This window comes from Sphingomonas sp. BE138 (assembly GCF_031456125.1).
Classification (GTDB): Bacteria; Pseudomonadota; Alphaproteobacteria; order Sphingomonadales; family Sphingomonadaceae; genus Sphingomonas.
In genome coordinates, this window is the sequence record NZ_JAVDUC010000038.1 from 1 (window position 1) to 15,121 (window position 15,121).

Annotated in this window: 9 protein-coding genes and 3 pseudogenes; 9 read left to right on the plus strand and 3 right to left on the minus strand. The window is 61.7% G+C overall.

The annotated features are described in order from the left end of the window. Positions 1–23: 23 nt before the first annotated feature. Together J2Y58_RS19840 and J2Y58_RS19845 are read left to right on the plus strand one after the other, a co-directional pair. Positions 24–1,865 (plus strand): annotated as a pseudogene (locus tag J2Y58_RS19840) (strawberry notch C-terminal domain-containing protein); the annotation flags it as partial. A gap of 263 nt (positions 1,866–2,128) precedes the next feature. Continuing rightward, positions 2,129–3,418: a hypothetical protein gene (locus tag J2Y58_RS19845; protein ID WP_310107048.1), complete on the plus strand. Its 1,290-nt coding sequence runs from the start codon at positions 2,129–2,131 to the stop codon at positions 3,416–3,418. Between the two features lie 51 nt (positions 3,419–3,469). On the opposite strand, the gene J2Y58_RS19850 is transcribed toward J2Y58_RS19845, so the two are convergent. Genes J2Y58_RS19850 through J2Y58_RS19860 form a run of 3 tightly spaced genes read right to left on the minus strand, consistent with a single transcriptional unit; the run spans position 3,470 to position 6,854 of the window. Continuing rightward, a complete protein-coding gene (locus tag J2Y58_RS19850) occupies positions 3,470–5,350 on the minus strand; it encodes a hypothetical protein (RefSeq protein WP_310107050.1) in 1,881 nt (626 codons plus the stop codon). Beyond that, the gene (locus J2Y58_RS19855; RefSeq protein ID WP_310107052.1) at positions 5,347–5,856 is read right to left on the minus strand and encodes an ABC-three component system middle component 2; all 510 of its coding nucleotides are present in this window, start codon (positions 5,854–5,856) and stop codon (positions 5,347–5,349) included. The genes J2Y58_RS19850 and J2Y58_RS19855 overlap by 4 nt, the downstream gene beginning before the upstream one ends. Beyond that, on the minus strand, positions 5,844–6,854 hold the full coding sequence (locus tag J2Y58_RS19860; protein ID WP_310107054.1) for an ABC-three component system protein: 1,011 nt from the start codon (positions 6,852–6,854) through the stop codon (positions 5,844–5,846). Before J2Y58_RS19860 ends, J2Y58_RS19855 begins: the two co-directional genes overlap by 13 nt. A gap of 216 nt (positions 6,855–7,070) precedes the next feature. Between J2Y58_RS19860 and J2Y58_RS19865 the strand changes: the two genes are divergently transcribed. The 7 genes and pseudogenes from J2Y58_RS19865 to J2Y58_RS19895 all read left to right on the plus strand — a co-directional run bounded on the left by J2Y58_RS19865 (position 7,071) and on the right by J2Y58_RS19895 (position 15,021). Beyond that, positions 7,071–8,153 carry a hypothetical protein gene (locus J2Y58_RS19865; protein ID WP_310107057.1) on the plus strand — a complete coding sequence of 361 codons (1,083 nt, stop codon included), beginning with the start codon at positions 7,071–7,073 and terminating at the stop codon, positions 8,151–8,153. Positions 8,154–8,433: 280 nt separating this feature from the next. Further along, complete coding sequence (locus J2Y58_RS19870) at positions 8,434–10,548, plus strand: ParB/RepB/Spo0J family partition protein (protein ID WP_310107059.1); 2,115 nt, start codon at positions 8,434–8,436, stop codon at positions 10,546–10,548. A gap of 95 nt (positions 10,549–10,643) precedes the next feature. Then, entirely contained in the window at positions 10,644–11,591 is a 948-nt protein-coding gene (locus tag J2Y58_RS19875; protein WP_310107060.1) for a zincin-like metallopeptidase domain-containing protein, read from the plus strand. A gap of 28 nt (positions 11,592–11,619) precedes the next feature. Further along, positions 11,620–11,886 (plus strand): annotated as a pseudogene (locus tag J2Y58_RS19880) (hypothetical protein); the annotation flags it as partial. A gap of 612 nt (positions 11,887–12,498) precedes the next feature. Beyond that, positions 12,499–14,421 (plus strand): reverse transcriptase domain-containing protein, encoded by a 1,923-nt coding sequence (locus J2Y58_RS19885; RefSeq protein ID WP_310107062.1) that lies wholly within the window; start codon positions 12,499–12,501, stop codon positions 14,419–14,421. A gap of 20 nt (positions 14,422–14,441) precedes the next feature. Then, a pseudogene (locus J2Y58_RS19890) lies at positions 14,442–14,783 on the plus strand (DUF6927 domain-containing protein); the annotation flags it as partial. Positions 14,784–14,820: 37 nt separating this feature from the next. Further along, positions 14,821–15,021 (plus strand): hypothetical protein, encoded by a 201-nt coding sequence (locus J2Y58_RS19895; RefSeq protein WP_126002484.1) that lies wholly within the window; start codon positions 14,821–14,823, stop codon positions 15,019–15,021. The last annotated feature ends 100 nt before the right edge of the window (positions 15,022–15,121 follow it).

The window sequence follows — 15,121 nt, forward strand, 5'->3', positions numbered from 1 at the left end:
AGGCAATTATCTGGAGTGAAATCATGGAAAACCGAAGAAAACCTGCGCCTCCCGCCGCCACGCTCGACATAAACTGCGACTGCAAAGAATACGTGATCGACTATCTCGAGCGCGCCTTTCCGACCCGGCAGATGCGGATTTTCACGGACGATACCGGCACGCAGCGTTCCGTGCCCATGGAAGACGAGGCTGGGAATCCCGTGTACAACCCGGAGGCCGAAGCCGCACGTTCACGGCTCATAGAAGACCTGTGCGCTCTGCCCCCGATCACCTCCGCACTCGACGGCCTGCTCGAACAGTTCGGCCATGACACCGTTGCCGAGGTCACGGGGCGGACCAAGCGGCTCGTCTCGACGGCCGACGGCCGCCAGAAGCTCGAGACCCGTTCTACCCGAACGAGCCAGGCTGAAGCGGCCGCGTTCATGCAGGGCCGCAAGCGGATCCTCATCTTCTCCGATGCCGGCGGGACGGGTCGGTCATACCATGCGTCACGCGATGTGCCGAACCAGGAGCAGCGAGTTCACCTGTTGCTGGAGCCCGGCTGGCGCGCCGACCGAGCCATCCAGGGCCTAGGCCGCACGCATCGCACGCACCAGGCGAGCACGCCGCTGTTCCGGCCAGTCACAACCGATTGCAAAGGCGAGCTACGCTTCACGAGCACGATCGCGCGCCGCCTCGACAGCCTGGGCGCTCTCACCCGCGGCCAGCGCCAGACCGGCGGGCAAAACCTCTTTGATCCCGCCGACAATCTCGAGAGCGAATATGCCTGCGCGGCGCTCGTCACCTGGTTTCATCTGCTCGTCGGCGGCAAGCTGACCAGCGTGTCGCATGGCGAGTTCGAACGCCGAACCGGGCTAGAGCTCTGCGACAAGGACGGAGTCATGAAGGATGAGCTCCCGCCCATCCAGCGCTGGCTCAACCGGATCCTGGCGCTCCCGATCGCCCTTCAGAACAAGATATTCGATGAGTTTCTTTCCTTGGTCGAAACCCGTGTCTCGGCCGCGCGCGACGCCGGGCGTCTCGACGTCGGAGTCGAGACGATCCTCGTCGATACCGCGACGCTGGTGGATGACACACTGTTGCGAACCGATCCGGTCAGTGGGGCGACATCACACCTGCTCACGATCGAGATCGCTCACCGCAGGACGCCGGTCGCGCTGGACCGCATCCTCCATATCGCGGACAGCGATGCCACCGCCGAGTTCCTGATCAACGGGAAGTCCGGCATGGTCGCGTTGCAGACGCGTGCCCGCGCTCTCATGGAGGAGAAAGAGGGAACGCCCATCCCGCGCTTCGAGCTTATGCGGCCGACACGGCGTGAATATATGCGGGAGCAGGAGCTGTTCGAGAGCGCCTGGACGCCGATCGACCGCGACGCCTTTTGTCGAAAGTGGCTCGAAGAGGCAGAAATAGCAGCGAACAAGGTGGACACCGAGACCATTCGGCTCGCGACCGGCTTGCTGCTCCCGATCTGGTCCGCGCTGCCGAGCGATCATCTCGTGGTCAACCGGATCGCGGACAAGGCTGGCAACAGCTGGCTCGGACGGCTCGTCTTCGACGAGCATGTTGTTCAACTCTTCACGAGGCTCGGCATCGACCGTGCCGAGAACATGCCACCCACGGATATCGTCAAGTCTGCCTCGTCGGGACGCAGCGTCGATCTAACCCGGCCGTTCCCGATGACGATCAAACGCTCCCTGGTGAACGGCTCCCAGCGGATCGAACTGGTCGGAGCACCATCACAGCAACTCGCATGGCTCAAGTCCCTGGGTTGTTTTACCGAAGTTATTCAGTACCGGACCCGCGTCTTCCTGCCCATGGCAACGGCCGGCGACACACTCGATCGGATCCTGCGCGCGTCTTGATTGATCAGATTTCTAGACAGGAATTGGGGACGAAGCTGTCGTTCGCGGGCGCAGCAGCGAACGACGGCTTCCGACAGGAGCGGTCTTACAAGGTTCTCCCGTAGCTGCCATGCATCGCTGCAAGTGGTTGCAGAGTATGTTCTCGACAGCAATCGATCCTTATGATCACAATCTCGCGCTCAGGAGTAGTCCCGGGCGGATGTGGCGCTTGCCCGCTGTTTCCTTTCTCCGCTGAGGAATGAACGGCCAAAGGGGACAATCAGATGGGCGAACAGCCGTCGGAAACTGAGGTTGAAGAGACAGCGGCTGAAATCGTACCACCACCCCCGCGGAGTTGGGAGAATTGGCAGGAGTTTTCAAAAGGTCTGGGTGCGTTACAAATTTCCGAGCTGCGCCTCTACACGGATGTCGATTTCGTCGCAGAAGCATATAATTTCGGTCCCTACAGCTTCCTCAACGCGCTAGCGCATTCTCGAAAAGACCCTGGCGCATTGAGACCCGGGATCGTCCTGCGGGCCGAATGGCATCTCATGGCCGACATGCGTGTTCCTATGGAAACCAACGACGACCACTATCATGGTGGCGACCTTTTCGACGAGCTAACCGCTCTGGCCTCGCTCCTGCTCGACGCGAGGATCATGGCTGGTCCGGTAGACCGAGAATTCCGACCTGGTGAGGATCCGATGGGTCGACCACGGGGGTATGACGCTAGCTATTTGCCTGTCCTCCCACAGTCGAACCAACGGCCGCAGCTACCCTATTTAACCGGTTCGCGCGACCTGCGTGATCTCGCAGATCTGGGATCGCTGCCATACCTCACGCCGGGGGCGGCCGCAGCCTTGATCAAAGCGGCTCGACTATTCCAGAATGCTCTTTGGGTCGCCGACACCTCGCCTGAAAATGCGTGGCTGCTGCTCGTATCGGCGATCGAGACTTCGGCGGCGTATTGGGACAGCGACAAGCGCACGCCCGAGGAGCGCTTCGCGCTCTCCTACGGGGGCGTGATCAACATGCTTAAAAAGGCTGGTGTCGAGGAGCTAGTCCCGAAGATGGCGAGAGCCTTCAAAGGCGTCATCGGTGCCACATCGAAGTTTGTCGGATTTTTGGAGGCGTTCTCCCCTCAAGAGCCCGACAAGCGGCCGACGTTCGACAAACTCGATTATTCCCGGGAGCATATGACAGCTGCCTTCAATCGCATCTATGCGCTCCGATCGCGCGCTCTTCATGCTGGTGTGCCATTCCCATATCCAATGTGCATCCCGCCGGAGCGGTTCGACGAAGGCCCCTATGGCGAAGTCCCGGGTGGGCTCGCCGCATCTGCGAGAGGGGCGACGTGGAACCGCAACGACACGCCGATGCTGCTCCACACCTTTGCGTATCTCGCGCGCGGCGCGCTCCTAGCTTGGTGGCGCACCCTAGTTCCGGGGGCCGTTCAGGGAAGGCCTCCGGCATTTTCGGACCGCCTGACTACCTTCGGCCAGGTTTGCGATCGCTTCCGGCCGTTCACGCCTGATCCGCAGCAGAAGACCGGTGTTCCCGACGAGGCCGGGTGAGACCCGGCGTTGTGCAGTCGGAAGAGACATCGGCGCTCTCCGTATCGCCCATCAAGAAGCGGTCGGCGAGCCACCGGCGGGGGGAAGCAATCCGCTACGTCCATCTGCCAAATCGCCGGTGAACGTCTGCACCGAAAGTCGATTCACGAGATCGCTAGGCGGATCGCTGTTCTCAAGGATGATGAACTGCGCGCGCCCACTGAGGCTGGCCAGATGAAGGTAGAAATGCTCGTATAGTGTAGTCGCTGCCAGCTCCTTCTCGTCGGCAGCCAGCGCGCCGTGGCGTGGCACTCGGATCGGCTCTCGGTAGGTGAGCAGCGGCGTGTCGAGCGCCAACACGCCAGGATGAGATAGGCCTTTTTCCTGACAGTAGAGCAAAACCGCGACCTTGAACGCTGAGTGGAGGATAGCGCGTACGCCCTTTCCGTTTGCGCCGCGCTCCTTGCCGTCCAGACGTATATCCTGGGTCTGACTGTCGAACGACACGATCGGATTCCCTGGAAACTTCCAAGCTTGGAGAACCTCAGACACCTTGCTGGCAAATTCATGGCCAGTCGGCCCGTCGATGCCGACGGTGAGTTTCGGCTTGGCCGCAGTTGGGGCCGTCGTGACCTGAGACAATTGCACGGCTAGGCGATCCCGCTCTTCAAACAACTTTAGGCGTTCGCGAACGGTGTCCCGCGCTTCGATCCTCTGTTCGTATTCGTCGCGTAATCCCGATTCCTCCGGACGAAGGGCGCCGAGAATCCGCTCCGCCGCTGCCATTCGCCGTCGCAGCCGTTCCGACGTTGCGAGATTGGTAGCGAAATCTGCCTCAAGCCCGCTCATCGTGGCGACCAGATCCCGGCGTTCCCGATCGATCCGCGCAATCTCGACACGGGCCGCTACCCGTGAACGCTCGACATCCTGCCGCCCAGGATGGTGCTGATGATCAACCTCGGCACCACATAAGGGGCAAGGGCGGTCGAGCCGCGCAAGAAGGAGATGGCCACCCTGCTCCAGGGCCTCAAGGCGCTCAACATCGGATTCATAGACCTCCATCAGCCGCGCGAACCGCGCCAGTGTCAGCTCGATCTCGCGGGCCTGGGCCGTCACACGATCCGCTTCGTCGATCATGCGCCGCCGCTCGCGTGTGACCTCGTCGATCCGGCGCTGACGCTTGGCGAGATCGCCTTTGATGGCAATCAGCGAGGCGTCGATCCTCTTGCTTTGATCGTCGAGCTGCTGACGAGGGACGCCGATCGCGTCGATCTGCGCGTCCAGCGACGCGATCCATTCCTCCAGCAGTTCCTTCTGGCCTTCCTGGCGGGCCCTGCGGATCTTGGGTGGGACCACCGCCACGATCGCGGAATCGTCCCGCCCGGTCAGAAGCAGGCGGAAGAGATTCTTTTCCGCCGTCGCGCTCGTGTATTGGCCGGACAGGATCGGGCTGCGCGCATCGATGATCGAGCCCTCGTCCACGAAGACAAAGGGGTCGAGGGATCGGAGCGTGACGCTGTTCTTCTCGCCATTCTCGTTCTTGACGACGAACTTCCCGCCCAGTCCCAGCGCGCCAAGGAGGACACTGGTGATGTTCTCCGTGCGGGCGTCATATTCCGCATCCAGCACCCGGAAGGGAACGCCCGGCGGCGGTTCGTGATGCAGTCCTTCGTAAAGCCGGAACCCGGCGCCCTGAATACCCCGATAGAGGGTGACCGGCCCGAGCGAAGGGACGTCGAGACCCAGCAGGACCGCTTCATAGCCGTCGAGCTGTTCGATCACAGGAAGCGGCGTTGACTTCCCCAGCATGAATTGCAGGGCGGCGAGTGTGAACGACTTGCCGGTGTTCGAGGCGCCATAGATGACGTTGGGGCCATCGGCGAACGGGAGCGTGCTCACCGGCTTCGCGGTGCCGATGAACGACAGATGCCGGAATATCAGGCGCGCGATCATGCCGACGGCTCGTAGAGTGTGCCTTCGCCCTGGAACTCAAGCGTCCACCGCCCGAGCCGCTGGTGCACGATGGTTCGTAACTCCTCTTCGGGTAGCGCGCCGAACCGATCCGCGAGCCATTCCGCACACGATTTCAAGCGCGCGCTATAGGACGCTTCCATGAGCTCGATGAATGACGGAGCCTCCTCCCCCGCGACGTATCGTACCCCGTCCGCTCCATCGACGAGGGCAATGAGACCTGCGTTCAGCAGCAAATGAACGCCCTCGTCGATCAGCCGCCGGCGCACGAGCAGTTCACCCCCGCGTGACGGCAGGTCGGGGTGCAGGCTGTTGGGGCCTTCCACGTCGGCCGTATGCACGACAAGGTGGTCGAACCACGTCAGTTCACTGATGGTGCAGGGCCGAGGATAAAAGGCATCTAGCACGACCAGGGCACGCAGGCCCGTCTCCAACGGACTGTTGAACAGAGGCACATCGCCCAGCGCTGCCGTCGTCACTTCACCCACGGGAGCACACCGTCGTTGGCGAAGTGGTGGCAGACGCCCTGCTTCACGGGAACCCGCGCATATTTGCCGAGGACTCCCGAGGCCGACACGCCCTTGGCTTCATTCATGACGGCCGCGATCTTCGCCATGATGTCGGCGTGCGAGAGGCCATGGGTGTCGAACACGCCGTGAAAGATGTCCTTCTCGAATGTGGCGAGCACGGCTGGTTCGGTGCTGTCCCTGTAATAGCGCTTGAAGGAAGCGGCATCGAAGAATCGCTCCCGTTGAACGCGGAAATGAGGGCCAAACTTGGCATCGCCAAGAGCTTCGTCACCCGTGGTGTAAGACGGTGCACCCTGTTCCTGATAGGCGGCGAGAAGCTGCGCGACGTAGGCAGCCTCTTCCGGCTGCATCGTGTCGGGGACGCTCCCGACCGGAGCTTCACCGGGATCCGCGTCAAACCATTTGACCAGCACGGGTTTCATCTCGTCTGTTCGGACGAGCTTGCCGGCCTCCAGCAGCGACACGTTCTGGAAGTCAAAAGCGTCGATGAGCGCGCGTACCTCGTCCGATAGCGGATGATATTCACCCTCCACCAGATCGTCGGCGCACCAGGTGTCCCATTGCTCAATCAGGCGCGGCCCGATCTTTCTGGGATGACCTATGAGGTTTCGGACGGCCCGGACCGCTCCCCTCGGTGCGATGTAATAGAAGTGCGCGGGGACGCCGAAATGCCCGGCAGCACTATGGAAAAATATCTTACCCAGCTCACGGATGAATTCCGGTTCGCCGAGTGCTTTCCTGAGCTGCTTGCACTGATAATTGTCCCACGGACCATCGAAACGAGCGGCCGTGCGATAGCCCACGACATCGCGTCCCATGTCTCCTGCACCGGAGAAACGGTCGCTGTCGGGATAGCGCGACCGCATCGACGCGACCCAGTCGTCAGTCAGCCGCTCCAAATCCGCGTCATTCAGCGCATATATTTGCGCTGCATAATCCGTTGCACCTGCCCCCAAGGTTCGCACTCCCCTGGGGGAACGATTGCCTGTTACCACACAGATTTTCAATCCTTACTATGCGCTTCTTCTCCGCCGTCAGGGGGAAGCCTTACCCCGATGGCCAGGCAGAGCTGGCTCCTCGGTGAGGGTTAGCAAAAGCACGGTGCTGGAGAAAGGGACACGGCGACATCCTGTGGCTGGACCATCCACGCCATTTCGTGTCCAATCGGGAGCATGGGCGATGCGAGCGAAGACATTGATGACTTGCCGCCGCCCACGGCGCCGGAATCGATTCCGTTCAGTATGCGCAACTTCGCGACCGGAGAGGGCGCGACCTACACCGCCAACAAGCTTGCTTCCTATATCCGATTGATCAGCAGATCCTTGGATCTTAGCCGATTGGATGGAGTGACCGTTGCTTACGACTACGACGCGGCCCTTGCGGAACTGGATCGCGGTGTTGAAGGCCTGCGGCCGCTAAGCCGTTCCAACGATGATCAATTAATTGGAGTCGGCATGGCGCCTGCGGTGATCCGGGACGGCGTAGTGAAAGTCCACATCGTCTTGAACGCTCCCTATATCGAGAACATCGAGAAGGACGAAGGAGACGAACCCAATGAGGAGTTCTGGGCCGCTCTATATCTTCTCGCCCATGAGTGCGGGCATGTCCAAGTCACCAGCGACAAGGATCGCGCGTTCCCCGGCATGATCCTTCAACATGCCGTCTCCAGCTATGAGGAGGCGATCTTCATGCAGGTTAACGAGGCCTGCTGGGAGGAATATGCAGCCTGTCGCCTGAGCGCAGTTTTCGGACGCGGGCGCCTCCCGCTGTATGAGGAAGGCTTGCGCGGGGTGCTGGGCGTGGCGCGTGAGCGTGCGGCCGATGCTCGGGAGGCCTTTTGGCAGCATCGCGATCTCAACCGGGCGGTCGCCGAGGTTGCCCCGCCCTTGGTGGAACCGCTTCGGTTGGCTTCCTATGTCCTTGGCCACATTGACGGCTTGGGCGATAGCACTTCGATCTCGGAGGAAACCAAGCAGGCGATCGCTGACGCCGGATATACCGACCTTGTCGATGATCTTGCCACGGCGTTGCGCTCCATATGGGACGTTAGGCGAGAGTGGACCCATATCAGCCAGTTCGACATCATCGGCGACGTCGCGCGTGACGCGCTCTGGTCGGGAGGTCTTACCATCCGACCAGCGGCAAACGATGGCGCGACGATCAACGTGTGGGAGCCGGATGAAGTCGATCCCGTAGATATGGGGCTTGCGAAGACTTGGTCCGCGACAGGCGAGGGCAACTCCGGAACGGCTTAGATATGTAGCAGCTCAGTGCTCATTGATGCGGGCAACGGACTGATTGCATCAAGAAGCGAGCTGATATTGGCGCTCAGCTTTCCCGCCGCAGGTTTGCATGCGAATGGCCGTTTTGGGCGTGAGCGGACACTCGAGCGTTGACCTGGAATGCCTTGAACTGGTCGAAAGCTGAACCCACAACGCGCGCTTTCTCAATCCTCTGAGCGCCTGAGCCAGAGAGAGGGAAGGGGGGTCGGGGATGGTGTCCGGAACTTGCCGGACGCCATGAGGAGTTTCCCCCGTGATCCAGACCGTCAAACTCAGCAAGCTGCGTCTCTCGCCAATCAACGTTCGCACAGCGCCGGACGAGCAGCTCCAGATCGGACCCATGGCCGCGAGCATCGAGGCCAAGGGCGTTCTGCAGAACCTCCTCGTCACTCCGGCCAAAAAGCCGCGCGGCACCTATGAGGTGTTCGACGGCGGCCGCCGTTGGCGAGCGCTCCGTCTTCTGGCCGAGCGCGGCACGATCTCGGAGGCGGACTACGACGTGCCTGTCATGGTGCTGACGGGGGAGGATGCCGAACTCTCCGAGACTTCGACCGCCACCAACTTTCATCAGCTCAAGATGACGCCGGCCGAAGAATGCCGCGCTTTCCAGCACTTCATCGGCAAGAGCGGCGACATCGATGCGGTTGCCAAGCGGTTCGGCGTCACCCGTCGCTTCGTGGAAGGTCGCCTGCGGCTCGCCTCGCTCGCCGAGCCGATCTTCGAGGCGCTGAGCAAGGGCGAGATCACGCTCGATATCGCCAAGGCATACGCCTCGACCGAGAACCGCGAGAAGCAGCTCCTCGTCTGGAACACGTATAAGCACAGCGAGGTGACCGCGGACACGATCCGCCGGGTCATCGAAAACGAGACGCTCAAAGCAAGCGACCCCATCGCGATGCTGGTCGGCGAACCGCGCTATCGTGCTGCCGGCGGCAAGATCGACGGCGACCTTTTCACAGACGGCAACGACCGTTGGGTCAATCCGGAGATCGCCCATCGTGTCGCCGGCGAGATCATGGAGGCCGAGGCCCGGCGGATCGGTGAGGAGACCGGGCTCGCCTGGATCCGCCCGATCGCCAGCAACTACACGCACAATGCCGCCCACGGGCTCTACCGCGTCATTCTTCAGCAGCCGGAACTGACCGCGGCCCAGAGTGCTCGGCTTGCCGAAATCGCAGAGCGTCGCGGTGCTCTCGAGGCCGAGATGCAGGATGCGGATCTGTCCGACGAGGCGGTCAAGCTGCTCGACCAGGAAGATGATCGGCTGATCGCCGAGGCCGAGGCAATCGAGAATCGTCCTCCGGTGTTGCCGGACGAGCTGAAAGCCCATGTGGGAGCGTTCCTCGTCCTCACCCCCCAAGGCGAGATGCGGCTCGACTCGCAATATTACAGCGAGCAGCAAATCCTCATCGAAAAGCCGCGCGAACCCGTCACGGGCGAGGATGATGCTGCTCGTGACGGCGAGTCGGGTCGGGAAGATTCGCCGACCGGAGGATTTCGCGTCGCCGATCGTGGTTCCGCCCAGCCGGGCCGTCGGCCCGAGGCGGTGGCGCCCGGCGGAAAGCCACTCAGCGGGCGGTTGTATGATGAGCTTGCGATCCAGCGACGCGACATCCTGGCGTCGTGCCTCCTGGCGCAGCCCGCACTGGCGCTCGACTTCGCACTGTTCGTGATGATCGACGCCCGGATGTGCTCATCTGGCGGTCCCGCCGACAGCGCCGTCAAGTACGGCACGACGATTCGCGCGATGGGTCCGCAGGATCCCATGGTCGGAGATATGCCCAGCTCTCGCGCACGCGCCTACCTGGCGGAAGCCCATGATGGTCTCGACGCCGCGTGGACCGAGCATGACAGCGAGGTGGATCGCTTCGAGGGGTTCCGCGCTCTCGATGATGACAGCAAGGCGAACTGGCTCGCTTATATCGTCGCGCTGTCGCTCCAAGCGAAGCCCGGCCCGTCCAATGTCCAGGTTCCGCTTCACAACCGGATCGCCACGATCCTTGAGGTCGACGTTGCGGGCTGGTGGCGGCCGACCTCGGAGAATTTCTTCGACCGCGTGAACAAGGGCATGATCCTCAGCCTCCTCCACGATGTCGGGGGGCCGGCACTCACGGCCCGTCACGCTTCGCTCAAGAAGACCGAGATCTCCGAAAGCTGCCAGAAGCTGTTCGCCGGGGAGTCGATCGTCGAACCTGAGGTCAAGCAGGCCGCGCTCGCCTGGGTTCCCAATGCGATGCGCTTCCTCGACGATGCCAACGCGACCGTCATCGATCCCGCTGATGAGGGCGATGCCGAAGACCCGTCCGATGACGCCGAACGCGGCTCGCAGGCCGAGGGCGGGGAGCTCTTCGAACCGGTCGAGGCCTGACCACCCGGCCACGGCCATCCGAACAACCGCGAGAAACTGGCCGTCGGCGCGCGCGCGTCGGCGGCCATCGCGTCATGCGACCGGAGCACATCACCATGCGCGCCAAATCGACACCGAGCCGCGACGTCGCGGCCGAAATCACCAGTCTCATCATTCGCAAACTGGAGGAGGGGGTTGCGCCCTGGAGCCGACCGTGGCGCGTCACCGGCGCCGGGGGCAGACCGCTGCGGCACTGTGGCACGCCATACACCGGCATCAACACCATCTATCTCTGGGCGATCGCCGACGCGAATGGCTATCGATCCCGCTATTGGATGACTTATCGCCAGGCCGAGGCCCTTGGCGCAAATGTCCGCCGCGGCGAAAGCGGCTCACTCTCGGTCTATTATTCCAACTTCAAAAAGACCGAGGCTAATCCCGCTACGGGCGCCGAGACCGAAAGGAATATCCGGTTCCTGCGGCACTATGTCGTTTTCAACGCCGATCAGATCGACGGTCTTCCGGCCTATTTCTATCCCGGCTCCGAGATCATCGATCCTGGCGATCCATCCGATCGTCAAGGCGCGATCGACGCCTTTTTCGGAGCTGTCCCTGCCGAAGTGCGCCACGGGGGCGATCGCGCCTTCTTCCACCCGACTTTCGATTACATCCAGATGCCGCACCAGCGGTCCTTCAAGACGATGGACCACTATGCTTCGGTGCGCGCGCACGAGACGACGCATTGGTCGGGCGGCACCGCCCGCCTCGCGCGGACGTTCGGCAAGCGGTTCGGGGACCAGGCATACGCATTCGAGGAGTTGGTCGCCGAGATCGGCAGCGGTCTCATCTGCGCACAGCTCGGATTGCCCAACGAACTCCACGACAATCACGCGAGCTATGTCGCCCACTGGCTCGGAATCCTGCGCGCGGACAAGACCGCGATCATCCACGCCGCGGCCAAGGCCGAACAGGCTTTCAACTATCTCCTCGCCTTCAGCAGCGATCATCGGGACGAGGGCGCGCCAGTGTCCGCTCCCGTCGATCCGCTGACAGAGGCCGCCTGATCCCTCCCGCTTGCGAAAGGACCCCCTCATGGGTTGGCTCACCATGCCCTTCACGTCGATGGGCGGTCACGCCTCGGCAAAGGCCTATCTCGACGACCAGTTCACCTACAGCCGTGAGGTCGATGGGGGCACCTCGGGTCTCAGGGTGCTCGCCTCGTCCTGCCCGCAGAACCGCACCTACTATGCCGCGGCGCAGGTGATGACAAACGGCGCCGGCGGCGAGGTGTTCGCGATCATCTGCAAGGTTCTCTGGAACCCAGGCAGCAAGACCCGTGAGCAGTTCGGCTACAAGGACAGTGCGCCGTTGCGGCGCTGAAATGGAGTATCAGTGATGATGAGGTAAGTTGAGAATGCCTCTGCTCGCCGGACTAACCTCGGGCCTCACAAGGTCTGAAATCCCGAAAGGGACGGGGAACAATAGCATGTTCGGAAAAGGCCAGATGCGTCTTAGTCGCAAATCGAGGCGATGACGGTCAGGGCAAGGTGCGTATGGTGAAGGCTACACTGCTTAAATCCCAGTCTGCAGCAATCTATATAGCGATACTGGCGAAAGCGACTGTCACGCCAGGTCCGGATGATGACAGCGGTCTCATGTCTTGGCCGCCTGTTTCTCAGCCCATCCGGTGCGCCTCTCGTCGAGGGGTTTAGTGGACGAACGGGACACCTAACCGCGCCGCATCTCCATTCAGCGCAACTACGGGATGCCCTAAACAGGCGGCTTCTGCCGGCCTGCATGGGTACGGAGCCGCCATATTACTCAAATGCCCGGGGTAATGCCCGGGACATCGACCTCTTCGGAGGCGGCGGTGCAACTGTATAAGGTCTCGAGCGATCGGGCCGAAAGCGGGGAAGACCGGGGGAAGGGCGGCAGCTGTGATTCTTCAACCACCGATCATGGGGTGTGCTGATGCTGCCAAAAACTGTGAAAGGCCGGTTGGAGGCCATTCCGGCGCTCGTTGCGTCGGGCAAAAGGGTGAATGGACTCTATCGTCTGATGGGGTCTCGCCTCCTTTGGGAGGAGGGGCTCCAGAAGATCGGATCCAACAAGGGTGCGATGACGCCGGGTATTGACGGCGAGACCTTCGCGGACTTCGGACCGGAAGACCTCGACCCGATTATCGCCAGCGTGACGGCAGGGACCTATGATCCCAAACCAGTGCGTCGGGTGTTTATCCCGAAAGGCAAGGGCAAACGGCGTCCGCTGGGCATTCCCACGCGCGACGACCGCCTCGTTCAGGAAGTGGCGCGGCAACTGCTCGAACGGATCTATGAACCGGTGTTCTCGAACGCCTCCCATGGATTCCGGCCGGGCCGGTCGTGTCATACGGCGCTTGAACACGTCAAAGCCGTATGGACGGGGGTGAAATGGCTCGTAGATGTGGATGTCGCGGGGTTCTTCGAGAACATCGACCACGACATCCTCCTGCGGCTGTTGCGGAAAAGGATCGATGACGAGAAATTCATCGGCTTGATCGGCAGCATGCTTAAGGCGGGTGTTATGGAAGACCGGGTTCACACCCGGACCTACAGCGGCACTCCGCAGGGCGGTATCGTCTCTCCAATCTTGGCCAACATCTACCTCCATGAACTCGATATGTTCATGGCGGAACGGATCGCGGCTTTCGAGAGGGGGAAGGTCCGTGCCACGAACCCGGAATATGGGCGACTGGCTGGGCGCATCCAGAAACAACGGAAGCGCGTCACCATGCTGCGGGCCAAAGACAATGTCGACGAGGTGAAGGTTGCGGCCTCCTTGGCCAAAATCCAAACCTTACTGCCGCAAAAGCGGTCCATCCCGTCGAGAGACGCGATGGACCCCGGTTATCGCCGACTTCGTTACTGTCGCTACGCGGACGACTTCATGATTGGGGTTATCGGTAGCAAGGAGGATGCACGAAGCGTGTTCGCCGAAGCCAGGGCATTCCTGACCGAGGCGCTGGCGCTCACGGTGTCCGAGGAGAAAAGCGGTATCCGCAAGGCGAGCGATGGAGCCGCTTTCCTTGGATATGAGGTCCGCACATATACGACACGCCAACGGGTTGTCCGGAGCCGACAAGGTTCCGTCAGCTTCCTTCGTAGGCCGCCGTCGGAAGTGATGCAGCTGCATGTCCCTTGGGAGAAGGTCCACGCGTTCGCTTCTGCAAAAGGTTATGGTGATCTGTCGGTGTTGAAGCCGCGTCATCGTAGCCTGCTGCTCAGCTGCAGCGACGTTGAGATCGTCCTAGCTTACAACGCCGAATTGCGGGGTTTTGCGAACTACTATGCTCTCGCCAAGGATGTGAGCTTCAAGCTGAACAGGCTTGAGTTTCTCCAGCGGTGGAGCTTGTTCAAGACCTTGGCCAGCAAGCACAAAACCAATGTGCGAGCGGTCGTGGCCCGCATGAGGACGGGGCAGGAATTCACCATCGGCTACGACGTCGATGGCCAGCCCCGATCGGTCAAAGTCTGGAAACTGGCTCATCTGAAACGTGATCCGGCCACCTCGTCCAGGATTGATATCCAGCCTTGGACGCAGGTGTTCACCCACTCACGTACGGACTGGGTTGATCGTCAGAATGCCAAGCAATGCGAGGCTTGCGGTCGATCCGATGTTCCGTGTCACGTGCACCATATCCGGGGGATGGCCGATGTTTCGCACCGCGGTTTTGTCGTGAGAATGAAGGTGGCACGCGCCCGCAGGACGGTGGTCCTGTGCGAGCAATGCCACTGGGATACTCACAGAGGCCGCCTGCCCGATCTACGGCAAAGTGATGGTTCGTCACAGTGGAGAGCCGCATGCGGTGAAAGCTGCACGTGCGGTTCGGCGGGGGGATCAGGGCTGACTCCATGAGCAGCACCAATCCTACCCGACTGACCGAGTCGATGGGGCCGTGCGAAGACGGATGCCCCCAGCACATCCTCGACCTGCTGACGCCGACCGACAAGGAGCACGCGCTCGACTGGCGTCGTCGCTGCGCCGAGAACCTGAAACGCCGCTCGCGCAAGGTCTCGGACGGCGATCGGATCCGACTGGAGGAGCCGATCACCTTTTCCGATGGCCATATCGGCCAGGAATTCATTGTCGAGAAGCAGGGGCGCCGAGTGACCCTTCGCGACCCGGAGACCCGCGGCCGCTACCGGATCAGCCGCCTCATGGAGCGGCAATGGCGGATCGTGCCGACCACGAAGGTCCACAAGACGATCTTCGCCTGAGCCCCGCCGGTATCATGCTTTCCGAAAAGGATCTGACATGCTTGACCTGAGCACCGGCCTGTCCCCCAAGCGTCTGCTCCTGTGCAGTCGCGAGAACGCGAACCGCGTCGCCTCCCGACTGTTCGACGAGCGGCCGGGTCGCGTCAGCATCGTACGCACCACCAATCCCATCCAGCCTTTCCGCGTCTGCACCTGGCCGGCGTTTGGCGAGCGCGTCGAAGTCGAGATGGTGCTTTGAAGCCCGGTCGTGTCCGTCAACGTGGTGTAATTTCGGGTGTGCCACCTGGCCGCATCGTTCAGGCGGCCTTGGGTGTAATCTGTAGCGGTGGCACCTCCTC

Excerpts from the sequence above, each read along its gene's own strand:
- J2Y58_RS19850 (WP_310107050.1), bottom strand. The coding sequence starts at position 5,350 with ATGATCGCGCGCCTGATATTCCGGCATCTGTCGTTCATCGGCACCGCG.
- J2Y58_RS19865 (WP_310107057.1), top strand. The coding sequence starts at position 7,071 with ATGGGCGATGCGAGCGAAGACATTGATGACTTGCCGCCGCCCACGGCG.
- J2Y58_RS19895 (WP_126002484.1), top strand. The coding sequence starts at position 14,821 with ATGCTTGACCTGAGCACCGGCCTGTCCCCCAAGCGTCTGCTCCTGTGC.
- J2Y58_RS19875 (WP_310107060.1), top strand. The coding sequence starts at position 10,644 with ATGCGCGCCAAATCGACACCGAGCCGCGACGTCGCGGCCGAAATCACC.
- J2Y58_RS19885 (WP_310107062.1), top strand. The coding sequence starts at position 12,499 with ATGCTGCCAAAAACTGTGAAAGGCCGGTTGGAGGCCATTCCGGCGCTC.
- J2Y58_RS19845 (WP_310107048.1), top strand. The coding sequence starts at position 2,129 with ATGGGCGAACAGCCGTCGGAAACTGAGGTTGAAGAGACAGCGGCTGAA.